This window comes from Krasilnikovia sp. MM14-A1259, from assembly GCF_047159535.1.
GTDB lineage: Bacteria > Actinomycetota > Actinomycetes > Mycobacteriales > Micromonosporaceae > Actinoplanes.
Genome location: NZ_BAAGAJ010000002.1, coordinates 7,555,291 through 7,579,666 on the forward strand (window position 1 = coordinate 7,555,291; position 24,376 = coordinate 7,579,666).

Consider the following 24,376-nt stretch of genomic DNA (forward strand, 5'->3'; position numbering starts at 1 on the left):
GAATTTCCTCTTCGACGTATCCGTCCGGCAAGCTTTGTGGCATCGGAGAATGTGCCGGGACGTCGTCAGGTCAGATGCATCATACGGCAGGCAGTGGCGGTTTCGAAGATCGGTATTTGGAAAAATCCCAGTCGGCAGAATATGAAATTCGGGTGCACGGTGGCGCGTGGTGGCGGTTGACGTGCGGTCGGGTCGCGGCTAACTTCGTTGATGCGGAGGAAGCGTATGCGTGAAGAAACGAAGTCCAAGGATAAATGGTTTCACCTGCGGACGATTGAACGCGGGCCGGTGAAGCCTTCGATGTCGGCTCGGTCGATGTCGCCCGTGCTTCACCAGTAGCTTCGTCCTGTACTTGGGTATGGGGTCCGGCGAGGCTCGCCCGCCACCGTTGACAGTACCGGCCCGCGCTCCATCATGGCCGAAACAACGACGCAGAACCATTCATGAGTACCGCAATGCGCCCGAGGCGAGCGTGGAAAGTATGCGCCGGGCCAGGCCAGGAACTGCCGGCCGTTGACGCGTCGGTCGGTAATGTGTGGCATCCGGGCATCGGCGCACCGTGGGACCGGAATGACGAGAATCGACCGTCAAGAAAAGGCTACACCCACTGCTGGAGATGGTCCGATGGCCTCGGTAGTAGACGGCGAATACGACAGGCACGTCACTGTCGTGGGAGCGGGGATCGCCGGCCTGGTGGCCGCGTACGAGCTGGAGCGGCTGGGCTGCGCGGTCGAGGTACTGGAGGCGAGCCGGCGGATCGGCGGCCGCATATTCACCTACCGGTTCGGCAGCGACATCGAATCTCCCTTCGTCGAACTCGGCGCGATGCGCATTCCGTCGAGCCATCGGCACACGATGCATTACGTCGACCACCTCGGCCTCAGTCCCGACCTGCGGCCCTTCGACAGCCTGCTGGCCGAACCGAACGCGTTCGTCCACACCGCGGGCGGCTACCAACGCCTGTCCGACGCGGCCCAGGCGACGGTCGAGGAACTCCGCCGGGCCTGTGAGCCGGTCAGCTACCCCGACGACGTGCTGCTCTTCGGCGCCTGGCTCGCCATCATCGTGGACGCCATCGCGCCACCCGGCCAGCGCTCGGCCCTGCGCGACGACCTCAGACACCGGCTCCTCGATCTGGCCGCCGGCATCGACCTGCGTCCGTACCGTGGCGAACAGGGCCGGATGGACCTGCACACACTGTTCGCGGCGCATCCCGAACTGCGTACTGGGTGCCACGAACCGCTGCGCAGCTTCCTGGACGACATCCTGGCCGAGACGAGCACCGACCTGCTGCGGATCCGGGGCGGCATGGACCGGATGGTGCACCGGCTCGCCCGACGGATCACCGGGCCCATCGTCTGCGGCCGGGAGGTGATCGGCTTCGAGGTTGCACCGGACCGGGTGAGCATGCTGGTCCGCGAGGGGCGGCACATCGTGGTCCGGCATTCGAGGCACGTGCTGTGCACGGTCCCGTTCTCGATCGTGCGGACCATGCGCCTGGTCGGCTTCAGCCCGGAGAAGCTCGACGTCATTCACCAGCTCCGCTACGTTCCGGCCACCAAGGTGGCGCTGCACTGCCGGGAACCGTTCTGGCAGAAGGCCGGTATCAACGCCGGTGCGTCGTCCAGCGGCGGCCGGGTGCGGCAGACGTACTATCCGCCGGTCGAGGGTGATCCCGCGCTGGGCGCGGTGCTGCTGGCCAGCTACAACATCGACGCGGACGCCGACGTGCTGGGCCGGCTGCCGGCCGCCGCCCGGTACGCCGCCGTGCTGGCCGATCTCGGCACCATGCATCCCGAGCTGCTGCAACCGGGAATGGTGCACAACGCCACCAGCCTGGCCTGGGGGCAGTACAACTGGAGCCGCGGCGGCTGCGCCGTCCGGTGGGGGGCCGACGCCCGGGCCAGCGAGGCGGAACAGGCCCAGGCCAGCCGGCCGGAACACACGCTCTTCTTCGCCGGCGAGCACTGCTCGGCCACACCGGCATGGATCGACGGGGCGATCGAGTCGGCCCTGACGGCGGTCGGCCAGATAACGCGGCGCATCTTCGACGCGGCGCTGCCGATACCGGCCGGGGCCTCGCTGGCCGCCGTGGGGATGGCGGTCCGATGAGTGTCCTCGACGTACCCCGCGTGCATTTCCGCGGGGTGGCCACGATGAAGCTGCCGACCGGACCGCGCAGCGGACTGGTCGACCTGGCCACCAACCGCGCGCTCACCGACACGGGGCCTTTCCCCGTGGATCAGCCGGTCGAGGACTACCACCGCTATCTCGACCAGCACGGCCCCCGGTTCGACACCGCGGGCCGGGTGACGCCCGATGGCCCTTTCAGCGTGGGCAAAGGCTGGAACTTCGCCGGCAACGGCCACTTCTGGATCGACGCGACGGTGGCCGCAGTGGAGATCGGCGACGGCGTGGACGTCCGCGATCCGGTGGTGGGCCGCCCGGTCGACTTCTGGGGGCACTACAACGAATACTTGGGCACCACGTTCAACCGGGCCCGGATCTTCGACGTGGATCCGACCTCCCACTGGACGACCGCGGTGATGATCGGCCAGTTCTGTTTCGGGCGGCGGGGACGCTCGCACGAGAACGGCTACCTCGCGGTCGGCGACGTCACCGGGATCCAGCCGCCCCGGTGGCACCACTTCGCGCACATTCGCGACGTGGGGGAGCACCACCTGGCGCCGTACCTGCGGCGATCGGCGGTGTACCAGTTCGTCGTGGCGGGGCAGGGGCTGCACTGGCTGCCCGAGTCGGCGGCGTCGCCGGCGGCCCGCCTGCTGTGCGCCGCGGTGGAGTCGGCGCGCTTCGACGGCCTGGTCGTGCAGTTCGCGCTGGGGAACATGGCCGCACCGGTCGCGCCCGACGCCCCCAACCACTGCGCGGTGTGGGGAACGATCGCTCCCTGGCGGCACGACGAGCCGCGGACGTACCCGGCGGGCCGGCTGCTGGCACCCGCGGCGGACCGGCCCGCGCCGTTGGGCACCCTCACGGTCGCCGTCACTCCCCGGTGGACGACGCTGAACATGATCAACGCTGTGCCGGTGACGGTACGCGCCGACACGCCCGGCCCGGGACCGCTGCACCGGCTCGGTCCCCGGGCCGACCTCGGCGAGCTGGAGCTGCGTAGCCGGGACCGGGTCGTCGCGCTGATCCCGCGGGACGCGTACCTCGGTGAGGCCTTCGACCTGACCAGCGGCGTGGTGCGGGTGCCCACGATCCTCCACGACCGCGGTGTGGACTCCGAACCGCTGTGCCTGGTGGCCACGGCCGCCGACGAACGGCTCACGCTGCTGAGCGAGGAACAGGTGAGCATCCAGGCGGACGACGCCTGCTGGTTCGTCGAGCATCCCAGGCCCGCACACGAGCACGAGCACACGGTGGAGGTGGAGATCCGGTCGTTCGTCCGCGGCCGGCCGGCCGCCGTGGAGGCCGTGCACGTGCGGCAGTTCCCCAACCCGCGGTCACGACCGTACGACCGGGAAGGCACCGACGTCGTCCGTCTGCGGGCGGGGCGGCTCGACGCCGACGGCGAGTTCGGGGCGTCCTGCGTGACCCGTACGGACGCCGGCGGCCGCGGCTGGTTCAGCATGCGCGGGGCACACGGCGGCGCGGCCCGGCTCGTGCTGGATACGCGCGCCGACCCGGTGCCCGGCGACGCCGCCGAGGCGTACGACAACGACGACGCCCTCGGCCGGTGGTCGGCGGCCGGAACGCTCGCGGTGCGCACGCTGCCCGACGACTGGCACCTCGCCGGGACACCCGACGAGGCCGTGACGTTCGACCTGGTCTACCGGGAGGTGTTCGCCTACTACGAGCTGCTCTACTCGTTCATGCGGGCCGAGGTGTTCAGCCTTGCCGACCGGCCGAAGGTCGAAACGTACGCCCGGCTGATCTGGCAGATGTGCGACCCGCGCAACAAGGCACGCACGTACTACATGCCGCCGACCCGGGACCTTTCCGCGCCGAAGGCCCACCTGCTCCTCACGTTCCTGCGCCGGCAGCAGCAACAGTCGCGGGTGCCGATCTTCGTACCCGCCGGTGAGCGTCCCGAACCGCGGATCGCGACCCGTGGGCAGTTGCTCGACGCGCTGCGCCAGGCCGCCGCGATCGAGCTGGCGGTCATGCTGCAGTACCTGTACGCCGTCTACTCCATCCCCACCTATGGAGCGGCGCAGGAATACCGCCGGCGCGGCCGGTGGACCCCGGAGCAGGCACGGCTGGCATGCGGCGACGGCGGCAAGAGTCTGGCCGGTGGGGTCCGGGGAAGCCTGCTCACGGTCGCCCGGGAGGAGATGATCCATTTCCTGGTCATCAACAACATCATCATGGCGCTCGGCGAGGCGTTCCACGTCCCGATGCTCGACTTTGGAATGATCAACAATTCTCTGCCCGTACCGATGGACTTTGCCCTTGAGCCCTTCAACCTCGGCACGACCCAGCGGTTCATCGCCATCGAGCGGCCCTACTCGCAGACCGGGCGGCTCACCGACGCGGAACCACCCGATCCCGAATCCACCCACCGGTACGGCTCACTCAGCGAACTGTACGACGCGGTCCGCGACGGACTGCGGCGCGTGCCGGATCTGTTCCTGGTCGACCGCGGCCGCGGCGGCGGCGAACACCACCTGTTCCTGCGGGAATCCGTCAACGCGGTGCATCCGGACTACCAGCTGGAGGTGGACGACCTCGCCAGCGCCCTGTTCGCCATCGACGTCGTCACCGAGCAGGGCGAGGGCGGCAAACTCAGCTCGGTCAAGCCGGCCGGGGACTCGCACTACGAGACGTTCCTCGGCATCGCGGACGCGCTGATGGCGCAACGGCCCGCCGGTTCGCCCCGCGCGGAGGTCTGGACTCCCGCCTACCCGGTGCCGCGCAACCCCACCCTGCGGACCGGCAACCCCAATACCGAGCCCGTCACGGCGCCGGAGGCCCGTACGGTGCTCCATCTGTTCAACCGGTCCTTCTTCATGATGTTCCAGCTCATGGTCCAGCACTTCGGCCAGCAGCCCGACGCGAGCCTGCGCCGGTCCACCCTGATGAACGCCGCCATCGACGTGATGACCGGCATGATGGGCCCGCTCGCCGAGGTCCTGGTGACACTGCCGTCGGGACGGCGCGGCCGGACCGCCGGCCCGTCGTTCGAGCTGGAGACCGCACCCGTCTATCTGTCCCGGCCGGACGTCGCGATGCGCTCGATCGCGCTGCGCTTCGACCACCTGGCCACGGCGGCGCGCAAATGCGCCAGCGTGCCGGAGAAGGTGGCCGACATGTTCGCCTTCTACGCCGACGCGTTCGGGCGGTTACCACGATGACCACCCGAACCCGCGCGGCGCCGTTCCCGCTCACCGATCCCGCGCAGATCGCCGATCCGTATCCGCGGTACCGGCACTACCGCGAGACGGACCCGGCGCTGCGGGTGCCGTCCACAAAGGATGGAAGGCCCGACACCTGGTACCTGTTCCGGTACGACGACGTAGCCCGCCTGCTGCGCGCCAGACAGACCGGACGGCAGCCGCCGCGTGGCGCGACCCCGCTCATCCCCGCGCGCTACGGCGCGTTGCGCCGGGTCGTCGCCGACTGGCTCGTCTTCCTCGACCCGCCGCGGCACACCCGGCTGCGTACGGTGGTCGCCGAGCGGTTCACCACCGGCATGGTCGACGACCTGCGGCCCCGCATCGAACGGCTCGCCCACACGCTCACCGCCGAGCTGCGCCGCCACGATCACGCCGACCTCGTCGAGGGCTTCGCCGCACCCCTGCCGATCCTGGTGATCTCCGAACTGCTCGGCATCCCCGCTGCCGACCGGAGCTTCGTCCGCACGCAAGCGCTGGCCCTGCAACGAGCGAACAGTTCCCGCGGCGGCGACCCGGACCGCCGCTTCACCGCCGCCCAGAGCGCGGCCCGGCAACTGCTCGACTACTTCGCCGAAGAGATCTCCCGCCGTCGCCGCGCGCCGCGGTTCGATCTGATCACTCACCTGGTCAGGGCCGACTCATCGATGACCGATGACGAGATTGCAGCGACCAGCATTCACCTGCTGACCGCGGGCCACGAGACCACCACCAACCTGATCGGCAAGGCGGTCCCGGCCCTGCTGGCCCGTACCGATCTGTCCGAGCAGGTGCGCTGCGGCGGGTTGACCCTGGACGCGGTGGACGAACTGATCCGCTACGACGCCCCGGTGCAGATGGTCAGCCGGTGGGTGCGCGAGCCCGTGCCCGTGGACGGTCATGAGATCCCTGCGGGAAGCAAGGCGGTCCTCGTGCTCGGCTCCGCGAACCGGGACCCGGCGTACGTCGCCGACCCGGATCGCCTCGACCTGCACCGCACCGCGGGCCGCAACCTCGGCTTCGGGCTGGGCATCCACTACTGCCTGGGTGCCGCGCTGGCCCGCGCCGAGACCCAGATCGGGCTCACCGCCCTGTTGCGTGACCTTCCCGGGCTCGCCCTGGCCGGCCCGCCGGCGTACGCCGACGACCTGGTCTTCCACGGGCCGAGCCGGGTGCCGATCCGTACCCGATGACCGGCCCGACCGGGCCGGGTGAGAAGCCGAGGAGAGCCGATGGACGACACCCGCAACGACCGGGATGCCGGCCTGCAGTTGCTGCGGATGGCGGAGGCGCTGGACGCGGCCCGGGTGATCCAGCTGGCCGTCGAGGTGCGCGTCGCCGATCGGCTCGGCGACGGGCCGCGCACCGTCGACGCCCTGGCCCGCGACACCGGCACCCAGCCCGACGCCCTGCGCCGGCTGCTGCGGGCGCTCGCCGGTTTCGGCCTGTGCACCGAGACCGAGCCGGACCGGTTCGACCTGACCGAGATGGGCGAGCGGTTGCGCACGAATCACCCGCGATCGCTGCGGTCGTGGGTCGGCTTCCAGGCGATGCTCACCGATGTGTACGCCGCGGCGGCGCACAGCATCCGTACCGGCGAACCGACCTACCCGCGGGTGCACGGTGCGCCGATCTTCCAGGATCTGGCCCGCCACGACGAGCGCGGCCGCCTGTTCCACGCCGCGATGGCCGAACACAGCCGGCTGATGGGCGGCGCGCTGGCCACCGGGTACGACCTCGGGGACGCCCGCCTGATCGTCGACGTCGGCGGCGGCGACGGCAGCCTGCTCGCGGTGCTCCTCGACGCGTACCCGGATGCCCACGGGCTCGTATTCGACCTGCCCGAGGTGGCCGACATCGCCCGCAAACGGCTCGCCGCCGAGGGACTCTCGACACGGTGCACCGCGGTCGGCGGTGACTTCCTCGCCGGGGTGCCCAGCGGCGGCGACGTCTACCTGATGAAGGGCATCCTGCACAACTGGGCCGACGACGACGCCCGTACCCTGCTGCGCAACTGCCGCAGCGCGATGCGGCCGGGGGACCGGCTCCTGATGATCGAAGCGGTGGTCCCCGACGGCGACGCGTTCCATCCCAGCAGGCTGCTCGACCTGGCCATGCTGATCGTCTACGGCGGACGGGAACGGACCCTCACCGAACACCGCCGGCTGCTGGCCGAAGCGGGGTTGCGGTTCACCCGGGTCGTGGAGGCCGCGGCACCGCTGAGTGTCATCGAAGCGGTGCCCGCCGACGATTCCGGGCAACGGTGACCGGCCACCATGCGGGAAGCAACGGACGTCATCGTGGTCGGCGCGGGACCGGTCGGCCTGACCGCGGCGCTCGGCCTGCGCCGCCTGGGCCTACGGGTCCGGCTGGTGGACCGCGCACCCGGGACCAGCCGGGAACCCCGCGCCGACGTGCTGTTCCCCCGCGCCGGTGAAGCCCTCGGGGCCCTCGGCGCCGGCGAGGCGATCCGGAAGAACTCCTATGAGATGCGCGGCGCCAACGTCTTCGGATTGGGACGCCGCCTCTGCTCGTTCCGGGTCGGCCGGCTGGAGTCCGCGTATCCCCGGGCCATGACGATCGAACAGCACGACATCGAACGGCTGCTCACCGAGGAACTGGCGCGGCACGACACCACGGTGCAATGGCGTACGGCGGTGACCGGGCTCCACCCTCGGCCGGACGGCGTCGAGGTCACCCTGCGCCGGGCGGACGGGAGCACCGAACGGGCCGGCGCCGCCTGGGTCGTCGCCTGCGACGGGGTCCGCAGCACCGTGCGGGAACTGCTCGGGATCCCGTACGAGGGGGAGCCGCGCGCCAACATGCAGGTGGTACAGGGCAACGTCGTGCCGTCCTGGCCGCTGGGCGACAACCCGGGGCACGGCTATTTCTTCCTCGCGCCGTACCGGTCGGTCATCGCCTTTCCCACACCCGCGGGCGGGTACCGGATCTTCTGCGTCCGCGACGACCCCGATCCGGGCAGGACCGCCCCGCCGACCCTCGACGAACTGCGTGACCTGGTCGCCGGGGCGGCGCACCTGCCGGAGCTGCGGCTCGCCCTCACCGATCCGGTGTGGCTGAGCCGGGCACGGTTCGCCGACCGCGTCGCGTCGCGGCTGCGCCACGGCCGGGTGCTGCTCGCGGGCGACGCGGCACACGCGTGGGCGCCGCTCGGCGGGCACGGCATGAACGTCGGCATCCTCGGTGCGTACAACCTGGCGTGGAAGCTCGCGGCGGTGCACCGCGGTCAGGCCGCGGACGTCGTGCTCGACACGTACGATCTCGAACAGCGCCGGCTGGCACACCAGGTGATCCGGGACATGCGGCGCAGTCCGATGGAGATGGTGCTGCCGCCGCTGGCCCACACGCTGCGCAGCGTCCTGCTCGCCGCGACCATGCCGCTGCCCGGCGTGCAACGGCGCACCGAGTGGATGATGAGCGACTTCGGCCGTCACCACCGGGCCAGCCCGCTCTCGTGGCACCGGGCGGGCCGGTTCCGGGGCGGTCCGCGCGCGGGTGACCGGTTGCCCGACGTCGCGCTGCAGCCGGCGGGCGGGCGGCCGACGCGATCGCACCAGCTGCTGTCGTTCGACCGGTGGACACTGCTGGTCGCCTCCGCCGAGGCCGACGCCGCCACGCTGCACGCGCTGAAACAGGCATGGATGAGCTGCCCGGCACCGGTGCGGATCGTGCCGGTCGTGCCGGCCAGCGCGCACGCCGCACGGCAGATGGGTCGCCGCCGCGAATTCGCGCTGGTCCGCCCGGACGGGCACCTCGGCCTGGTCGCACGGCTGGACCGGCCACAGGACCTCCGGAACTACCTTCGCCGGTTCCTGTGCGCGGGCATGCCCGGCGAGCGACCGTCCGATGCCGACGAGGTTCAGCCTTGAGGGTGTCGCGAGCCGCTGGTCGTTGTTCTAGGCTCCCGTGTCGTGAAGCTTCGTAAGCGCACCGCACAAGCGGCGGTGGCCGTCGGCGTTTCGATGGCCATGCTCGTCGCCTCGAGTGGGGTCGCCTATGCCGGCGGGCCCTATCCGTACGCGGGAAACAACGACGTCGGACGGCGGCTCACGGTCTGTGCGGACAGCCTCGATGTCCACAATTTCCTCGGCCAGCTGCACTACCCGCAGACGTTCACCGTGGAGGGGTTCGACGGCGCCAACAAGGAGTGGGTGTACGGCTTTGCCTGGGGCACCGTCAACGCCCACGGTTCCGTCCTCAATGGCTGGTTCTGCAACGCCTGACGCCCGCCCAGGTGACTCGTGGCCGGCATGCCGTCCGGCCCGCACGTGCTCGCGATCGTTCTTACCGGAATCAGTTCACCGGTTCGAGGCGATCAATCCACGTCCAAGGCGGGTGGTCTCACCCGTGGGTGATCAAACAGTCGGACGCCTGCGGTACGGACCGCAGCGGCGGCAGGATGGCGTGGAGGGCAGTTCGAGTGCGAAGGAGCAGCGATGAGCGAGGCTCGTGCGGAGTCCGCCGATTCCGTCCGTCACGCGGTGTTCGTCCAGATGAACGATCCCATGGGGAACAGTGTGCTGGCGTACGAACGGTCGGGTGACGGCCGCCTGAACGAGGCGGGCCGGTATCCCACCGGAGGGAACGGCGGCGCCGCTCTGCAGGCTCCCGTGGATGCCTTGGCCTCCCAGGGGTCACTCGTCTACGACCCGGGACACAGCCGGCTGTACGCCGTCAACGCGGGCAGCGACTCGCTGACCGTGTTCGATGTTGACGGCGCCCGCCTCACCCGCCGGCAGGTCATCGATTCCGGGGGCACGTTCCCGGTGAGCCTCGCCGTGCAGGGCGACCTGCTGTACGCGCTCAACGCGGGCGGCGACGGTACCGTACAGGGCTTCCGGATCAGCCTGGACGGCCTCGTGCCGATGCCGCAGTCACGCCGATCCCTGGATCTGGGCAACGCCAATCCGCCGGTGTTCATCAGCGCTCCGGCGCAGGTCGGTATCAGCCCGGAGGCACGGCATCTGGTGGTCACGACCAAGAACCACAACACGATCAAGGTGTTCCTCCTCGACTCGGACGGCTGTCCGCGGGGTGAACCGGTGGTCACGCCCACCGCCAATCCGGTGCCGTTCTCGTTCGCTTTCACCCGGCAGGGCATCGCCGTGACCGAGGTGGGAACCTCGTCGGTGACCCACTACGAACTTCATGCCGACGGCACCCTGACCCCGCTCGGCTCGGTGGCTGACGGTCAGGCGGCACTGTGCTGGATTCAGCCGTTGGGTGGCCGCCTCTACGGCGCCAATGCCGGTAGCGGCACGATTTCGGCGTTCGACCTGGCGCCCGACGGGCGAGTCGCGCTGTCCGGTCATGACGGTGGCGTCGTGGCGCAGCCGGGTGGTGCCCCCATCGACATGGCGTCCAGCGGCAGCTATCTCTACGTCCAGAACCCGGTCGCCGGTCGCCTCGACGGATACCGGGCTGCCCAGGACGGCACGCTGCAACAAGTCGCCACGGTCACCGGGCTGCCCATGTTCGCCAACGGCCACGGCATGGAAGGCATCGCGGCCAGCTGACGCGACCCAGGCTCAGGAGGCGCCGTGCGTGTCGTGGATCGTGACGACCACATCCAGCGGCTCACGCGCGGCGTCTCGTACACGATCGCGCCGGTTTTGATCGTGGCGTTCGCTGTGCTCTTCCCGGTGCCTTCGCACGCCGGCCGGCTCTTCGCGTGGAACATCGCGCCGACGATGACGTCGATGGTCCTCGGCGCGGCGTACCTCGGCGGGGCCTACTTCTTCATCCGGGCCGCGCGGGCGTCGGGCTGGCACACCGTCAAGGGCGGCTTCCCGCCCGTGGCCACGTTCGCGTCGTTGCTGGGCCTTGCCACGATCATCCACTGGGACCGCTTCCGGCACATGCACGTCGCGTTCTGGCTGTGGGCGCTGCTCTACTTCACCACGCCGTTCCTGATCGTGTGGGTCTACCTGCGCAACGGCCGGACCGGCCGGCCGGCCTCCGTCAACGACCGGCTGCTGCCCGCGGTCACCGCGACGACGACGGCCGCCGTGGGCGTGCTCGCGCTCGGCACCGGGCTGTTCCTCTTTCTCACACCGGCCGTCGCGATGCGGATCTGGCCGTGGCCCCTCACACCGCTGACCGCGCGTGTCCTGGGCGCGATCTTCTGCCTCGGTCTCGCCGGGATCGGGGCGTCGCTCGACCGTCGATGGAGCAGCGCGCGGTTGCCGTTTCAGGTCGCCGCGGTCATGCTGACCCTGATGGTCGTCGCGGGCCTCCGCGCCCATGCCGAATTCGACCCGTCCAACGCCTTGACCTGGGTTTTCGCTGCCGGGTTCGGCGGGCTCACGGTCTCGGTCATTCTTGTGTACGCCGTGATGGAGCGGGCACGGTGACCGAGGGGTCGATCCCCGCGCTGCTGGATCGGATGCGCGCCGACCTCGCCACCCTCCGCGGGGCCCAGCGGTACTTCCACGGCGTCTATCTGCGCACGACCGAGGCGGTCGCGGCCGAAATCGAGCGTGGCGGCTTCGCCGACGGTGACTGGGTACGGCGCTGGGATCTGGCATTCGCCACCCTGTACCTGGACGCGCTCGACGCCGACCGCGCCGGCCACCCGGTGACGCAACCTTGGCAGGTCGCGTTCGCGGCAGCTCACGACCGGCCGGACATGCCACCCCTGCAGCACGTCCTGCTCGGCCTGAACGCGCACATCAACTTCGACCTTCCGCAGGCGCTGATCGCGGTGATCAGCCCTGACGACTTCGACGACGCCGCGATCCTGCGCAGCCGCGACGCCGACCACCGGCACGTCGACGTCGTCTTGCAGGCCCGGGTCAGCGCCGAGGCCCGCGAGCTCGGCGCCGTGTCCAGGGTCGGCCTGCTCGATCGTCTGCTGCGGCCGGCCAACCGCGCCGCCAGCCGAAAGTTCCTCGCCGAGGCGCGTGCGAAGGTCTGGCACAACACCCAGGTGCTGGATCAGGCACGGCGCACCCGCACCTACGACACCGTGCTTGCGGAACTGGAACGGCTTTGCGCCGACCGCGTACGTGATCTGGTGGCTCCCGGACCGGTGTTGCTGAAGCTAGCCCGGCGCGGATTCGGGGTACGGCTGCCCCGCTGAACTCTTCGGCCGGCCCGACTGCGGCGACCACCAGCGAATACCCGACCAACTGAGCGGCGGCGCCTGACCGGCGCGTACGAGGTCCTGGTATTGCTGATGGCGCTGGGACTGACCGGCGTTACACGAGTGGCCTCAGGATCGTGTGCGGAGGTCCACTCGGCCCGCAGAAGCGGTCTGGTGTGCGGCTCTTGCGACATCGGCTTCGGTCGACCGGGGGAGTGGCGTCAGGTCTGGTTCGACCCAGCCGGACTTCGCCGCGGCCGTCGCAAGGGTCGACGATCGGTAATAGCGGGCCAGCAGACGCTTGTCCAGCAGCGCAGGATGGTGTTCCGCGAAGTCGTCGAAGGTGTCGTCGTCGCTGTGCGCTGCGTGGTGGCCGACGAGTTCGACCCAGGCCCGGCTCATGGTCGCGTGGTACTTCTGCGGTGACCCGGCATAGCGCGCGGTACGTCGTATACCGTCGCTGATCAATGCGGTCGCGGCGTCGATGCCGCATCTGCGTACGGCAAGCCAGGTCAAGTGGATGTGCTGGCGGTGGCCGAACCGGTCCGTGTGCGCCATGACCTCGGCCATCAGCGCATCGAAGTCACCGGCGGCCGCAGCGGGCCCTGCCGGTCGCGGGCGGCTCATCGCGCTGCCTCCGTCAGGGCACGCAGCACAGCGCGCGCCCCGTGCACGACATCGGCCGGCAGGCCGGCCAGCGCCCGCTGCTCCACCGTGCGCAGGGTATGGCGGATCTGCGCCGCGGTCCGAACCCCGTCGTCGGTGAGGGTGATCAGTACGGCACGGCGGTCGCCCGGCCGGGCGGCGCGCGTGATCAGGCCTCGGCGCTCCAAGCGGTCGAGGATCCCGGTCAGGGTCGCGGGCCGCGTACCTATGGCGGCCCCCAGCTCGGAGACCGTGCGGCTGGCACCGTCCGCGAGGTTTCCCAAGGCGTTGATCTCTGAGGCGGTCAGGTCGAGATCCGCCAGCTCCGTGGCCAGCAGGTGGAGCGTCGCATGGGTTGCCCGCTGCAACTCGAGTATCACGGAATCGTTCTTCACGATTCCGTACTATACGTTTCCGAAGTAAGACCCGGCAAGTGCACGCTCGGAGTTCCGTGCCTGGAGTGTCTTGAAGATCCTGCAGCATCTATGATCATTTGGTGCATGCCGAGCCTGCTACCCAGGCATGGGCGGTCGACCCGCTGCCGGCCCTGGCCCCCACGACCAACCTGTGCGCGGACTGGCCCCGGGCCGGCCTGGACCCCTTCGACGTGACGGACCGCCGTACCCAACGGATGATGTTCGCCTCCGGAGGCTTCACTCGCGCCTGGCCCGCATCGGACGGCGCCCGGCCTGAGTCCGACGAGCGGGGAGCTTCTGAGGCGGTCCCGATGGGGTACACCACCCTGTCGTTGCTGGAGAAGCTGGCCGTCGTGCACCGGGGTCGGCTGATCGCCGAATGGCCACGCTGTCCCGTCGCGCCGTCCGAACCGGTCAGGCCACCACGGCTGGTCGTGCATGTCCAACGGCTGAGGGATGCGCGGCACGCGGACGACTACCAGGGCGCACTGGACCTGGCACTCGCTTTGTCCGGCACTGGCGCCTGGCGCGAGGAACCGATCATGGTCGTCGACGTACTCACCACCGAGCCCTGGCACTGACCGCAGGGACCTTTCTGGTTGCTGCCCGGCATGCTCGGTGGTGTCGGGGCACGGAACCCTGACGACGTGACGGAAGGGCCGGTCAGTGTCCGGTGAAGACGGCATCGCGGCGTTCGAGGAAGGACCGGATGCCCTCGGCGCCGTCGGCCGTGGCGGTGAGCCGCGCGATGTCGGGCCGCAGGCGCTGGATCGCAGCGTTCTCGCCATGTGCGTGGGCCAGGTGGGCGGAGGCAAGGAGGGTGCGCACGCCCAGCGGTGCCGACTTTTCGGCGATGGCGGTGGCGATCTCGATGGCGCGGGCGATGGCGGCCGGTCCGTCCGCGGTGACCTCCTGCACCAGACCGATGCGGTGGGCCTCGGCGGCGTCGAACTGCTCGCCGGTCAGGATCCAGCGCATGGCGTTGCCCCATCCGGCCTGTGCGGGGAAGCGGAAGGTGGCGCCGCCGAAGGGGTAGATGCCGCGGCGGACCTCGTACTGGGCGAAGCGTGGCAGCGTGAGACGGACCTCGTTCGGCAACTGGCCCTGTTCGATCGCCCGCACCGTGGACATCCTGGGCGACGGCCGGACACTGCTGGTGTTGCGCGAGGTCTTCTACGGCGAATCACGCTTCGACGGCTTCATCGACTCGCTGGGCATCGCCCGCAGCACCCTCACTGACCGCCTCCGGCGACTGGAAGACGCAGATCTGCTGCACCGGCGCGCCTACCAGAGCGATCCGGTTCGCCACGAGTATCTGTTGACCGACAAGGGCCGCGACTTCTTCGGGGTGCTCGCCGCGATCAGCGCCTGGGGAGACCGGTGGCTGGCCGACGAGCGTGTCCCGGTTGTCCTGCGCCACACCACCTGTGGCCACGACATGCACGCCAACGTTGTCTGCTCCTGCTGCGGCGATCCGCTGCGGCACGAGGACGTGACCGTGCGGACCGGCCCCGGCTACCCGGCCGAGCTCCTCGACAACCCGGACGTTCAGGCGCGCTTTGCGCTCAGCCGACACCCGGATCGCGTCACCAACCACTGAGCTGAGGGGTCGCCACCCGCTGTCGTCTCGATCGGCGCGTTACGCGTCGAGACACCCCACTCGGGGCCCGGCGGGTTGTCACTCGCCGGGCCCCGGGAGTCACGGCCGGGTGAGCAGGCAGCCCGCGATGGTCAGATCGATCGTGCGGTTGCTGGTCAGGCAGGTGGTGAACCAGTATGTCTGCTCGCCGTAGCTGCGTCCCTGGTACGCCCGGGTGGTTCCGTCGGCGGCGACCTCGCAGGGATTGTTCTCCGTGCACATCTGGCCGTCGTCGTTTCCGGTGTTGTTGATTCCGACGATGCGGCCGGTGCCCGCGTCGACGATGGGGGACCCGGAGGTGCCGTGGGTGGTGTCGCACGCGGTGTCGTACCGGATCGAGTCGTGCCAGGTCCACTCGTCCTCGCGCAGCGTGTCGGCGAAGTTGTCGATCTTGCAGTTCCAGGTTCGGCGCCAGTAGCTGGACGGGATGGTGATCGAAATTCCGGCGGCCGGGCGTGCGCTCGACAGGGTCAGCGCGGTGGCCCCGTAGCGGCTTTGCAGCGTGCTGTAGGTGCTGGTCAGGCGGTAGAGGGTGACGTCGGTGCCGGTCATCGTCGCGTACAGCACGCGGTCGGCGCGGACCGTGCCCAGCGAGTTGCCCGAGCTGCCGAGCAGTGTGCCGGTGCGGTTGCTGGTTCGGTTCTGCAGCACCTGCCCGGCGCCGAGGAAACCACCCTCGTAGCAGTGGCCGTTGGTGAGCATCATCGCCCGGTCGGTGCTGACCGAGCTCGGGTAGCGCACCAGGGAGGCGGAGCAGTCGTTCAGCCTGATCGTCGAGGCCAGGGTGACCGCGGTGGCGGCCTGTGCCGGGGTGGGGCCGACGAGCAGGCCGCCGGCAGTCGCGAGGAGAGCGGCACCGAGGGCGAGTGTACGGCGGAGACGCATGAGGGTCCCTTCTGCTGGATGCCAAGGCCGGGCCGGCGATTCGCGACACGGGATCGATCTTGGTGCGGACGATCTTCGCATCCAGAGTCATCCATGTAAACGGAAACGTCCTGAGGGGAAACCCTTGCAATGGACCGCTGCCGGTCCGGGATGGATCACCGGAAACCCTGAGTGGAGCCTTCGGGTGGCGCGGCAGGTTCGGCCTAACGGAACTCGCTGTGGTGGCTTCGGACGGGTTCCGGCTCCAGCCCGGCCTGGGCAGACCTTCGGATGCGCCAGGTTTCGACCTCGTCGGCGGTGTCCTCGAGGATCTCGGCCGCCTGCCGGGCGTCCAGGTGTGCGGTGACCAGGGCGCCCATGACCACTGCGGTGATCGTCCGGGCCCGCTGGTCGGTGCGCTCCGGGGCGATCTCGCCGTGACCGGCGGCGGTGCGTAGCGCGCCGGTCAGCGCGTCGAGGATCCGGGTACGGTATTCCGCGCCGTACTCACGTAGCCAGGGGTCGCGGTCGCTGACCTCGGCGATCGCGTTGACGATCATGCAGCCCCGGATGCCGGTGTTTCTGGTGGCCCGCAACGCCTCGCCGAACTGGCGCAGGTACGCGACGAGTGCCGCGAGTCCGGCGCCGGGCGACTCCAGAACGGCCAGCCGTGGGGTGGCCACCTCGTCCAGATACTGCCGGACCGCGGCCTGGAACAGCCCGTGCTTGCTGTCGAACGCCTGGTACAGGCTGGAGCGGTTGAGGCCGGTGGCCTGTTCCAGGTCGGCCAGGGACGTCGCTTCATACCCGCGGCGCCAGAACACGTCGCGGGCCGCGCGGGCCGCCGCGTCGACATCGAAGGTTCTGGGTCGGGCCATGGCGCGCACCTCGTTGACAGTTCTGTATCGATCGGTACATTATCATTTTGCACCGGACGGTACAGAACTGGAGGACCGATGACCGCCCTCGCTCTCGCCGCCGCGACCGTGGCCGCCCTGATCCACGTGCTCTTCTTCGGCCTGGAGAGCCTGTGGTTCCGCCACCCCCGGGTCTACCGGCGGTTCCAGATCAACTCCGCCGAGGAGGCTGCGGCGGTCCGGGCCTTCGCCTTCAACCAGGGCTTCTACAACCTCTTTCTGGCCCTGGGCGCGCTCACCGGGGTGGTCCTGGTGGCCGGTGGGTCGGCCGACATGAACACCGCCGGCCATGCCGTGCTCATCTTCGCCTGCGCCTGCATGGTCGGTGCCGGCATGGTCCTGCTGGCCACCAGCCGGGAGATGATCCGCGCCGTCCTGATCCAGGCCGTCCCGCCGGCACTGGCGTTGCTGGCCCTCGGACTGGCCGGCTGACCCAGCCCCGCGGTTACCATGGTGTGACCGGCAACACGCTTGCCGGCTCCCGGAGTATCCCGCGGGGCGACGGGACGGCACTCTGCCTGCAACCCGGGAAGCCTCAGAGCCGCCATGCCGCGACCGATCGCACGGACATGCGAGTGTGGTGGAGCTGGATGACCGCGGGGGCGCTGCTGTGCGGTACGGCCGCCTTCATGCCGTCCGATTCCCTGCCGACCAGCATCATCTACTACTCGATCGGCGTCGCCACGGTCATCGCCACGCTCGTCGGCGTGCGACGCCACCGGCCGGCCGATCCCTCGTCGTGGTACGTCTTCGCGATCGGCATCAGCTGCTTCGTCGTCGGTGACCTGCTGTATGAGGTCACGGGATGGTTCCTTGGCGAGCGCCCGTACCCGTACTGGAACGACGCGCTCTACTTCGTGGGGTACCCGTTCCTCTGGGCGGGACTGCTGCTCGTGGCCCGCCGCCGCGGCGGCAGCCGGGACTCCGCCGGGCTGATCGACGCCGCGATCATCGGTACGGCGGCCGCCCTGGTCAACTGGGTGTTCCTCGTCAATCCGGTCCTCGGCGACGACTCCACGCCGTTGCTCGAACGCCTGGTCAGCGCCGGTTACCCCGTCAGCGATGTGATCATGCTGGCGGTCGTGGCCCGGATGCTCACCCGCTCGCGTGGGCGCACGCCCAGCGTGCTGATGCTGGCCGCGGGCAGCTCCCTCACGCTCGGCTGCGACGTGGTGTGGACCATCGACATGAGTTCCGACGGCCAGGTGGGCAGCATCATCAACGCGGGCTTCCTGCTCGGGTACGTCTGCTGGGCCGGTGCGGCACTGCACCCCTCGATGCGCCGCGAATCCGCCGACGAACCGGTGGCGGGAGGCCGCTTCGGCCGCGGCCGGTTGATCGTGCTGGCCGCCGCCACGCTGCTGGTGCCGGCGGTGCTGTTCCTCCAGGGCTTCCGGCACGAGCCGGTCGCCTGGGCCCCGGTCGGCATCGGCGCGGTGGTGCTCTTCCTGCTCGTGCTGACCCGCATGTACGGCTTCGTCGGCCAGGTCCAGCAGCAGGCCGCGCAGCTCGAAAATCTGGCCATGCACGACGAGCTGACCGGCCTGGCCAACCGCCGCCAGTTCGAGCAGCGGCTCACCGAGGCGGTCACGACCGGCTCCCCACAGGTATGCATGCTCGACCTCAACGGCTTCAAGGCGGTCAACGACCGGCTCGGGCACGCGGTCGGTGACCGTCTCCTGGTCGTGGTTGCCGAGCGGCTCACCGGCGAGTTGCGCGAGAGCGACATGGTGGCCCGGATGGGCGGCGACGAGTTCGCCATCCTCATTCCCGAGGCCACCATCGCCGAGGGCGACGCCATTGCGACCCGCCTGTCGCGGGTGCTCCGTCAGCCCGCCACGGTGGACGGGCAGGAGCTCCACGTGGGCGGAAGCATCGGCATCGCCGGTTCCGACGGGACCGGCGACCCGGTCGAGGTTCTCCGCCGCGCCGACGTTGCCATGTACGCCGCGAAGGCGGCCGACGGCACCCACCGCCGATACACCACAGACCTGGATCACCCCGCTGCCACCGAGGCGCAGCTCGACGCCGACGTGCCCGCCGTACTGGGCGGTGTTTCGTAGGGCTCGTGGACGGCCAGCCTGGCCGGCTGGCCCGGACCTTCGGGAAGGTCACGCAGCTTGGGACGCCCCGGAGCGGGTCTGTAGAAGCTGGCGCCAGCGGCGGGCGTCCCAGCGCGTCGGTCGTGTCCCCTCGACGAAGTCGGTCACCGCACGGACGAATTCCTCGGGCGCCTCGCGGTGGGGGAAGTGCCCGACGCCGGGCAGAACCACCAACTGCGCCCCGGGCATCAGCTCGGCAGCCGCCTTGGCGTGCTCGACGGGCATGACATGGTCCTGGTCGCCCCAGACGACCAGCGTCGGCAGACCCTGCGTCAAGTAGGCGCGGTCCCGCATGGTGATCAGTTGGCCGCGCCAATCCGCGACGTGCCGCAGCACATGCAGGAAAGCCGACCGGGCGGCTGGGTCACGCAGCCCGGTGTGGACGGCGTACGCCTCATTCAGGTCGGCCGCGAGCGCGGCCGGCGCGATCAGCCCCGCGGCCGCGCGCAGCGAAGCGAGGGCCAGGCGGGACGGCGGAAGGTGGCTGAGCCTCAGCGCGACCGAAGCGCCCGGCAGGGTCAGCGCGCGAAACGTCACGCTGACCTGCGGGCCGAGGCCACCACCCGCGACCACCACCAGACGGTCGGTCCGCTCCGGGAACTGGTAGGCGAACTGCATCGCCACGCCGCCGCCGAAGCTGTGACCGACCACGGTCACCCGGTCGATGTCGAGCGAGCCGAGCAGATCGCGCATGCCGTTGGCGTACCCGCCGATGCTGTAGTCCGCCCGCGGCTTTGCCGACCGGCCGTGGCCGAGCAGGTCGGGCGCGATCACGGTGTACCGCTCGGCGAGCGCGGGGGCGACGGCGTCCCAGGTGGTGCCGTCGCATCCGATGCCGTGCACGAGCAACAGGACGGTCGGGCCGGTACCCAGCATCCGGAAGGCGCGAGCGTGCCCGTGCACTGTGATCGTCCGCTGCTCGTCCATCAACGCAGCGTAGATAGCCGACGTTTCACCGTAGTAACCGTTTCCTCGTCATCCGGACACGGTTCGCGCCCGGCCGCCGTCTCAGGTGTGCCCGGGGTTGCTGACGTGGGCGGTGATGATGCGCCAGCCGTGCGGCAGGCGTACCCAGGTTTGGGACTGGCGGCCGAGGATGTCCGTGTCCGGGTAGCCGAACAGTGTGGTCACCACCGCGATGTCCGCGCCGTACGTGGTGATGATCGTGTCCTTGAGGCGGCGGCCGGGTGGCAGCGGCGGTTGCGCGCGCCGCCAGGCCGCCTGCTCGGCCAGGCCGATCTGCCGGTCCGCGATGCCGAAGCGTACGGCGTCCGGCGCGAAGAAGCCGACGATGCGGTCGGCCTCACCCGCGACGAGGGCCTGTTCGTAGGCCTCGAAGATCGCGCCGACCTCCGCCACGATGGCGGGCTGGTTGACCTGCATGGCGCCTCCGACATGCGGGCCGGTGGTCCGGGTGACCCGGACCACCGGTCCCGGCTGGTGTTCAGACGGGAGTGATGGTGGCCTTCTCCCGCGGTTCCGGGATGCCGCCCTCGGGTGCTTCGGTGAACTCGTTGCCGCCGGCGTGCAGGCGTTCGAGTGCCAGTTCCTCGGCGTCCGGTTGCCGGGGAGTGGGCCGGCCCAGGGCGAACAGCGCGCACACCACCGTCAGGAACGCATAGCCGAGGGTCACCGGGCCGTCGGCGTTCCACTGCACCTTCTCGGCGTGGATGAGTCCGACGAAGGTCAGCACCGCGCCCGCGCCGGAGAAGATCGCCGCCTGCCAGAACCGTTTGTCGATGATGAAGGCGACGATCGCGCCGAGCACCAGGCCGGCCAGGATCGCTCCTTCGCCGAGGGTCTTGAGGCCGTCGTAGACGACGCCCGCGCCGGCCAGCGTGCTGACGCCCACCTGCGCCGCGCTGGTGCCGGCCGCCGCCAGGGCGTTGTCCAGCAGGCCGGTGGCCCAGGCGGCGATGTTGGGGATGAGGGCGGCGACGACCGCCGCCGCATGTGCCCGGGGCGTGGCCTGGAACGCCTGTGCGCCGATGAGCAGGCCGATGTAGAGCAGGATCGGCACGATGGCCGCGGTGGGGAAGATCGTGCCCAGCAGGCCGAACATCCCGAAGAAGCAGAGCAGCGCGATGACGACGCCGGTCGCCATGGAGTATCCCGTACGGCCACCCGCCGCCTTCCAGCCCGGGTGCCCGACGTACACGGCGGGCGGGAACGGGGAGCCGAGCATCGAGCCGATGACCGCGCCCCCGCCGTCGGCGAGCAGCACGCTGCGCAGGTTGTACCGGTCGCCCGCGCTCGCCGCGCTCTCCACGTTGGTCATCGCCTCGGTGAAGTTGTAGACGCCGAGCGGAATCGCGGTGGCCAGCAACGGGGCCATGTCGCGCAGGCCGTCGACGAGCAGGTCGACCTTCAGATGCGGGAAGGCGAACGCGATGTCCTCGGCGGCGGCCTTGACGTCCGGCACCGACATGGCGCCACCGAGCCAGCCGATCGCGGTGCCGACCAGCAGCGCGACGAGGCCGATGGGCAGGTTGAACGGCAGCCGTACGTCGGTGAGCAGGCCGACCAGCAGCAGGCCGAAGACGGGCAGCGCGATCCAGGCGGCCTGCCACATCCGGCCGGCCGGGTTCATCGAGATGAACGTGATCGAGATACCGGCCAGCGTGCCCAGCAGCGCCGCCCGGGGTGCGTACCTACGGATGAACGGGCCGACGAACGCGCCGATCAGCACGATCACGCCGATGATGAACGCCCACGCGATGCCGGCTGTCCACGCCTGGATCGGATCCTTGGTGCGCAGGTAGATCGGCAGCATGATGACGAAGATGACGATGAACATGTGCGGGACGCTCGGCCCGTACGGCATCGCCGTGACGTCGGTGCGGTTCTCCCGGCGGGCCAGCCGCCGCGCGAGGTGGGTGTAGTAGATGTTGCCCAGCACCAGCGCGATGCCGAGGGCCGGCAGGATCACGCCGAAGACGTCGCCAGCCGGCATTTTCACGACACCGATGCACAGGCCGGTCAGGGTCAGCACATTGACCAGGACGTTGATGCCGAAGCCGAAGAACGCGTTCGTGTCGCCGCGTACCCAATAAGGAAGTTTCATCGTGTGCTCCTAGAGATCGTGCTCCTCGAGATGGACCGACGTGGACTCCGCGACCCAGCCGAAGATGCCGCCCTGGGCGGCGATCATCTCCAGGCCGACGCGCTGAAATTCGGGGAAGTAGGAGCCGACGCAGTCGGCGAGCACGAGGCATTCGTAGCCGCGGTCGTTGGCCTCGCGGACCGTGGTGTGCACGCACACCTCGGTCGTCACGCCCGCCACGAGCAGGCTGCGGATGCCGAGCTCATCGAGCAGTTGCTGAAGTCCGGTGGCGTAGAACGCGCCCTTGCCGGGCTTGTCGACGACGGCCTCGCCCGGCGCCGGGCTCAGCTCGTCGATGATGTCGTGGCCGTATTCGCCGCGGATGAGGATGCGGCCGAACGCGCCGGGATCGCCGATGCGCTTGCGGGGCGCGCCGCGTGCGAGTTTGGCGGGCGGGCAGTCGGACAGGTCGGGCAGATGGCCTTCCCGGGTGTGGATGACCGGCAGGCCGGCGGTGCGCCACCGAGCGAGGAAGGCGGCCAGCGGCGCGATCGTCCGGCGCAGTTGCGTGACGTCGTTGCCGAGGCTCTCGCCGAAGCCGCCCGGTTCGAGGAAGTCCCGCTGCATGTCGATGACGAGCAGCGCCGCACTCTGCGGTGTGAAGGTGAAGGCCGACGGCTGCGCCTCGACGGTGGGCATCTCAGGCCTCCGTTCCGGCGATGACGTCGTCGCTGGTGGCGACGGCCCCGAAGACCCCGCCCTGCATGGTCACCATGTGCAGGGCGGCGGCGTGATTCGCCGGATCCGTGGCACCGGTGCAGTCGGAGAGGATCAGGCATTCGTAACCGCGGTCGTTCGCCTCGCGCATCGTCGTGTGTACGCACACGTCGGTGGTGATGCCGGTCAGCAGCAGGTGGGTGATGCCCCGGGTGCGCAGTACGAGGTCCAGGTTCGTGGCGTAGAAAGCGCCCTTGCCGGGCTTGTCCACGATCACCTCACCCGGCGCGGGGGCGACCTCGGGGACGATCTCCCAGCCGGGTTCTCCGCGGACCAGGATCCGCCCGCACGGGCCGGGGCCGCCGATCTCGGCGCCGATCTGGGCGGATCGCCACCGCTTGTTCGCCGGCAGGTCGGACAGGTCCGGGCTGTGGCCCTCGCGGGTGTGCACGACGAGCATGCCGAGGCGGCGGGCGTGCGCGAGGAGCCTGGTGGTGGCGGGCAGACCCGCCCGGGTGAGCGCGATGTCGTAGCCCATCGCGTCGACGTATCCGCCGGGGCCGCAGAAGTCGGTCTGCCAGTCGATGCAGATCAGGGCGGTGCGCTCGACCGGCACGGTGCCGTCGTACGGCCAGAGGTAGGGGGTGGCCTTGACCGGGCCGATGGTAACGTCCGTCATCCTGTCGATTGTCGACCGTTCTGTTTCGACGGACTTCACAGCGTGTGTCGGAAAGATGTCCTGACGTGATCTACAGCAGATAGGTGCGGGATCCGTGCGCGCTCAGGGTCGAGATGATGGCGTTCGCATCGTTGTCGGCGACCGCGGTGAGGAGGCGCTCGTGCCGGTGCACCCCGTCGGCGGCCGCGGCGACCTCGGCCTCCCGGTGCAGATTCGCCGCCATGTAGAGCTGCAGTCGCACCAGGACCGACTCGTACAGCCGGCAGAGCTGACGGTTGCCGCCGAGCGCGACCAACTCGACGTGGAAGCTGCGGTGCGCGTCGGCGATCGCCGGACGGTCGCCCTCCTCCGTGGATTTGCGCATCGCGTCCAGCGCCTCCCGTAGTGCGGACAGGTCGGCGTCCGGCGGGATGCTCGCCGCCGCGTGCTGTTCGAGGACGGTGCGGATCTCGTAGAGCTCACGGACGTCGTCGTCGGACAGTGTGGCCACGCGCGCGCCCCGCCGCGGGAAGTGTTCCACGAGCCCCCGCTGGGCCAGCAGCCGCAGGGCCTCGCGCAGCGGTCCTCGGCTGATGCCCAGCCGCCGGGTCAACTGCTCCTCGACCAGGCGCTCGCCAGGATAGATGCGACCGCTGAGGATCTCGCGGCTGAGCCGCTCGAGGGCGAGATCGACGAGGCTCTGACTCTGCAGTTTCCCGTCGCCCACTCCCCGAGTGTGCCAGTCGTCCGCCCGGTCGCGCGGTGAGACGTTTCTTACCTGCCTGTAACAACCGCGACCCGCCGAGGTGACCGGCGGCCGGTGGAGTGGAACACGACCCGCCGCGCGGCGGGGCGCCCCTAGGGTTCCGCCGTCGACGACGGGTCCGCGACCGAGAGGGGCAGGCGGGCCGACGCAGGGCCCGTTCCACGGCGG

24 protein-coding genes are annotated in these 24,376 nt (G+C 70.0%); 13 read left to right on the plus strand and 11 right to left on the minus strand.

Features of this window, described 5'->3' with window-relative positions; translation table 11 throughout:
• Positions 1 to 624: 624 nt before the first annotated feature.
• From ACMCNK_RS34255 to ACMCNK_RS34295, 9 genes are all read left to right on the plus strand, one after another.
• On the plus strand, positions 625 to 2,112 hold the full coding sequence (locus tag ACMCNK_RS34255) for a flavin monoamine oxidase family protein (RefSeq protein WP_412740468.1): 1,488 nt from the start codon (positions 625 to 627) through the stop codon (positions 2,110 to 2,112).
• A complete protein-coding gene (locus ACMCNK_RS34260) occupies positions 2,109 to 5,318 on the plus strand; it encodes a ferritin-like domain-containing protein (protein WP_412740469.1) in 3,210 nt (1,069 codons plus the stop codon). Before ACMCNK_RS34255 ends, ACMCNK_RS34260 begins: the two co-directional genes overlap by 4 nt.
• Positions 5,315 to 6,529 (plus strand): cytochrome P450, encoded by a 1,215-nt coding sequence (locus ACMCNK_RS34265; RefSeq protein WP_412740470.1) that lies wholly within the window; start codon positions 5,315 to 5,317, stop codon positions 6,527 to 6,529. The genes ACMCNK_RS34260 and ACMCNK_RS34265 overlap by 4 nt, the downstream gene beginning before the upstream one ends.
• A gap of 39 nt (positions 6,530 to 6,568) precedes the next feature.
• The gene (locus ACMCNK_RS34270; protein ID WP_412740471.1) at positions 6,569 to 7,603 is read left to right on the plus strand and encodes a methyltransferase; all 1,035 of its coding nucleotides are present in this window, start codon (positions 6,569 to 6,571) and stop codon (positions 7,601 to 7,603) included.
• 9 nt (positions 7,604 to 7,612) lie between these two features.
• A complete protein-coding gene (locus ACMCNK_RS34275; protein ID WP_412740472.1) occupies positions 7,613 to 9,226 on the plus strand; it encodes an FAD-dependent monooxygenase in 1,614 nt (537 codons plus the stop codon).
• A 42-nt stretch (positions 9,227 to 9,268) separates the two neighbouring features.
• Positions 9,269 to 9,580, plus strand: a complete 312-nt coding sequence (locus tag ACMCNK_RS34280; RefSeq protein ID WP_412740473.1) for a hypothetical protein — start codon at positions 9,269 to 9,271, stop codon at positions 9,578 to 9,580.
• Positions 9,581 to 9,793: 213 nt separating this feature from the next.
• A complete protein-coding gene (locus tag ACMCNK_RS34285; protein WP_412740474.1) occupies positions 9,794 to 10,873 on the plus strand; it encodes a lactonase family protein in 1,080 nt (359 codons plus the stop codon).
• A 24-nt stretch (positions 10,874 to 10,897) separates the two neighbouring features.
• Positions 10,898 to 11,710 (plus strand): hypothetical protein, encoded by an 813-nt coding sequence (locus ACMCNK_RS34290; protein ID WP_412740475.1) that lies wholly within the window; start codon positions 10,898 to 10,900, stop codon positions 11,708 to 11,710.
• Positions 11,707 to 12,438: a DUF5995 family protein gene (locus ACMCNK_RS34295; protein WP_412740476.1), complete on the plus strand. Its 732-nt coding sequence runs from the start codon at positions 11,707 to 11,709 to the stop codon at positions 12,436 to 12,438. The genes ACMCNK_RS34290 and ACMCNK_RS34295 overlap by 4 nt, the downstream gene beginning before the upstream one ends.
• Positions 12,439 to 12,570: 132 nt before the next feature.
• Here ACMCNK_RS34295 and ACMCNK_RS34300 read toward each other — a convergent pair whose 3' ends face one another.
• Together ACMCNK_RS34300 and ACMCNK_RS34305 are read right to left on the minus strand one after the other, a co-directional pair.
• Positions 12,571 to 13,068, minus strand: a complete 498-nt coding sequence (locus ACMCNK_RS34300; RefSeq protein ID WP_412740477.1) for a hypothetical protein — start codon at positions 13,066 to 13,068, stop codon at positions 12,571 to 12,573.
• Positions 13,065 to 13,481 carry a MarR family winged helix-turn-helix transcriptional regulator gene (locus ACMCNK_RS34305; RefSeq protein WP_412740478.1) on the minus strand — a complete coding sequence of 139 codons (417 nt, stop codon included), beginning with the start codon at positions 13,479 to 13,481 and terminating at the stop codon, positions 13,065 to 13,067. Before ACMCNK_RS34305 ends, ACMCNK_RS34300 begins: the two co-directional genes overlap by 4 nt.
• A gap of 101 nt (positions 13,482 to 13,582) precedes the next feature.
• Here ACMCNK_RS34305 and ACMCNK_RS34310 point away from each other — a divergent pair, with 101 nt between their 5' ends.
• Positions 13,583 to 14,083, plus strand: a complete 501-nt coding sequence (locus ACMCNK_RS34310) for a hypothetical protein (protein WP_412740479.1) — start codon at positions 13,583 to 13,585, stop codon at positions 14,081 to 14,083.
• A gap of 82 nt (positions 14,084 to 14,165) precedes the next feature.
• On the opposite strand, the gene ACMCNK_RS34315 is transcribed toward ACMCNK_RS34310, so the two are convergent.
• The gene (locus ACMCNK_RS34315) at positions 14,166 to 14,624 is read right to left on the minus strand and encodes an enoyl-CoA hydratase-related protein (protein WP_412740480.1); all 459 of its coding nucleotides are present in this window, start codon (positions 14,622 to 14,624) and stop codon (positions 14,166 to 14,168) included.
• 1 nt (position 14,625) lies between these two features.
• Between ACMCNK_RS34315 and ACMCNK_RS34320 the strand changes: the two genes are divergently transcribed.
• A complete protein-coding gene (locus ACMCNK_RS34320; protein ID WP_412740481.1) occupies positions 14,626 to 15,102 on the plus strand; it encodes a winged helix-turn-helix transcriptional regulator in 477 nt (158 codons plus the stop codon).
• A gap of 99 nt (positions 15,103 to 15,201) precedes the next feature.
• Here ACMCNK_RS34320 and ACMCNK_RS34325 read toward each other — a convergent pair whose 3' ends face one another.
• Together ACMCNK_RS34325 and ACMCNK_RS34330 are read right to left on the minus strand one after the other, a co-directional pair.
• A complete protein-coding gene (locus ACMCNK_RS34325; RefSeq protein WP_412740482.1) occupies positions 15,202 to 16,026 on the minus strand; it encodes a S1 family peptidase in 825 nt (274 codons plus the stop codon).
• A 203-nt stretch (positions 16,027 to 16,229) separates the two neighbouring features.
• A complete protein-coding gene (locus tag ACMCNK_RS34330) occupies positions 16,230 to 16,883 on the minus strand; it encodes a TetR/AcrR family transcriptional regulator (protein WP_412740483.1) in 654 nt (217 codons plus the stop codon).
• A 78-nt stretch (positions 16,884 to 16,961) separates the two neighbouring features.
• On the opposite strand from ACMCNK_RS34330, the gene ACMCNK_RS34335 reads away from it, so the two are divergent.
• Together ACMCNK_RS34335 and ACMCNK_RS34340 are read left to right on the plus strand one after the other, a co-directional pair.
• On the plus strand, positions 16,962 to 17,354 hold the full coding sequence (locus ACMCNK_RS34335; protein ID WP_412740484.1) for a DUF1304 domain-containing protein: 393 nt from the start codon (positions 16,962 to 16,964) through the stop codon (positions 17,352 to 17,354).
• A 158-nt stretch (positions 17,355 to 17,512) separates the two neighbouring features.
• Positions 17,513 to 18,985: a diguanylate cyclase domain-containing protein gene (locus ACMCNK_RS34340; RefSeq protein WP_412740485.1), complete on the plus strand. Its 1,473-nt coding sequence runs from the start codon at positions 17,513 to 17,515 to the stop codon at positions 18,983 to 18,985.
• A 48-nt stretch (positions 18,986 to 19,033) separates the two neighbouring features.
• Here ACMCNK_RS34340 and ACMCNK_RS34345 read toward each other — a convergent pair whose 3' ends face one another.
• The 6 genes from ACMCNK_RS34345 to ACMCNK_RS34370 form a co-directional block, all read right to left on the minus strand.
• Complete coding sequence (locus tag ACMCNK_RS34345) at positions 19,034 to 19,951, minus strand: alpha/beta fold hydrolase (RefSeq protein WP_412740486.1); 918 nt, start codon at positions 19,949 to 19,951, stop codon at positions 19,034 to 19,036.
• A gap of 81 nt (positions 19,952 to 20,032) precedes the next feature.
• Positions 20,033 to 20,407 (minus strand): AtzH-like domain-containing protein, encoded by a 375-nt coding sequence (locus ACMCNK_RS34350; protein WP_412740487.1) that lies wholly within the window; start codon positions 20,405 to 20,407, stop codon positions 20,033 to 20,035.
• A 61-nt stretch (positions 20,408 to 20,468) separates the two neighbouring features.
• Positions 20,469 to 22,088 (minus strand): regulator, encoded by a 1,620-nt coding sequence (locus ACMCNK_RS34355; protein ID WP_412740488.1) that lies wholly within the window; start codon positions 22,086 to 22,088, stop codon positions 20,469 to 20,471.
• Between the two features lie 9 nt (positions 22,089 to 22,097).
• Positions 22,098 to 22,766, minus strand: coding sequence for a cysteine hydrolase family protein (locus ACMCNK_RS34360; RefSeq protein ID WP_412740489.1), 669 nt, complete (start codon positions 22,764 to 22,766; stop codon positions 22,098 to 22,100).
• A 1-nt stretch (position 22,767) separates the two neighbouring features.
• On the minus strand, positions 22,768 to 23,463 hold the full coding sequence (locus tag ACMCNK_RS34365; RefSeq protein WP_412740490.1) for a cysteine hydrolase family protein: 696 nt from the start codon (positions 23,461 to 23,463) through the stop codon (positions 22,768 to 22,770).
• Between the two features lie 70 nt (positions 23,464 to 23,533).
• Positions 23,534 to 24,169 carry a GntR family transcriptional regulator gene (locus ACMCNK_RS34370; RefSeq protein WP_412740491.1) on the minus strand — a complete coding sequence of 212 codons (636 nt, stop codon included), beginning with the start codon at positions 24,167 to 24,169 and terminating at the stop codon, positions 23,534 to 23,536.
• Positions 24,170 to 24,376: the final 207 nt, after the last annotated feature.

Excerpts from the sequence above, each read along its gene's own strand:
- ACMCNK_RS34365 (WP_412740490.1), bottom strand. The coding sequence starts at position 23,463 with ATGACGGACGTTACCATCGGCCCGGTCAAGGCCACCCCCTACCTCTGG.
- ACMCNK_RS34260 (WP_412740469.1), top strand. The coding sequence starts at position 2,109 with ATGAGTGTCCTCGACGTACCCCGCGTGCATTTCCGCGGGGTGGCCACG.
- ACMCNK_RS34345 (WP_412740486.1), bottom strand. The coding sequence starts at position 19,951 with ATGGACGAGCAGCGGACGATCACAGTGCACGGGCACGCTCGCGCCTTC.
- ACMCNK_RS34355 (WP_412740488.1), bottom strand. The coding sequence starts at position 22,088 with ATGAAACTTCCTTATTGGGTACGCGGCGACACGAACGCGTTCTTCGGC.
- ACMCNK_RS34255 (WP_412740468.1), top strand. The coding sequence starts at position 625 with ATGGCCTCGGTAGTAGACGGCGAATACGACAGGCACGTCACTGTCGTG.
- ACMCNK_RS34285 (WP_412740474.1), top strand. The coding sequence starts at position 9,794 with ATGAGCGAGGCTCGTGCGGAGTCCGCCGATTCCGTCCGTCACGCGGTG.
- ACMCNK_RS34360 (WP_412740489.1), bottom strand. The coding sequence starts at position 22,766 with ATGCCCACCGTCGAGGCGCAGCCGTCGGCCTTCACCTTCACACCGCAG.
- ACMCNK_RS34300 (WP_412740477.1), bottom strand. The coding sequence starts at position 13,068 with ATGAGCCGCCCGCGACCGGCAGGGCCCGCTGCGGCCGCCGGTGACTTC.
- ACMCNK_RS34335 (WP_412740484.1), top strand. The coding sequence starts at position 16,962 with ATGACCGCCCTCGCTCTCGCCGCCGCGACCGTGGCCGCCCTGATCCAC.
- ACMCNK_RS34265 (WP_412740470.1), top strand. The coding sequence starts at position 5,315 with ATGACCACCCGAACCCGCGCGGCGCCGTTCCCGCTCACCGATCCCGCG.
- ACMCNK_RS34330 (WP_412740483.1), bottom strand. The coding sequence starts at position 16,883 with ATGGCCCGACCCAGAACCTTCGATGTCGACGCGGCGGCCCGCGCGGCC.
- ACMCNK_RS34270 (WP_412740471.1), top strand. The coding sequence starts at position 6,569 with ATGGACGACACCCGCAACGACCGGGATGCCGGCCTGCAGTTGCTGCGG.
- ACMCNK_RS34340 (WP_412740485.1), top strand. The coding sequence starts at position 17,513 with ATGACCGCGGGGGCGCTGCTGTGCGGTACGGCCGCCTTCATGCCGTCC.
- ACMCNK_RS34350 (WP_412740487.1), bottom strand. The coding sequence starts at position 20,407 with ATGCAGGTCAACCAGCCCGCCATCGTGGCGGAGGTCGGCGCGATCTTC.
- ACMCNK_RS34325 (WP_412740482.1), bottom strand. The coding sequence starts at position 16,026 with ATGCGTCTCCGCCGTACACTCGCCCTCGGTGCCGCTCTCCTCGCGACT.
- ACMCNK_RS34275 (WP_412740472.1), top strand. The coding sequence starts at position 7,613 with ATGCGGGAAGCAACGGACGTCATCGTGGTCGGCGCGGGACCGGTCGGC.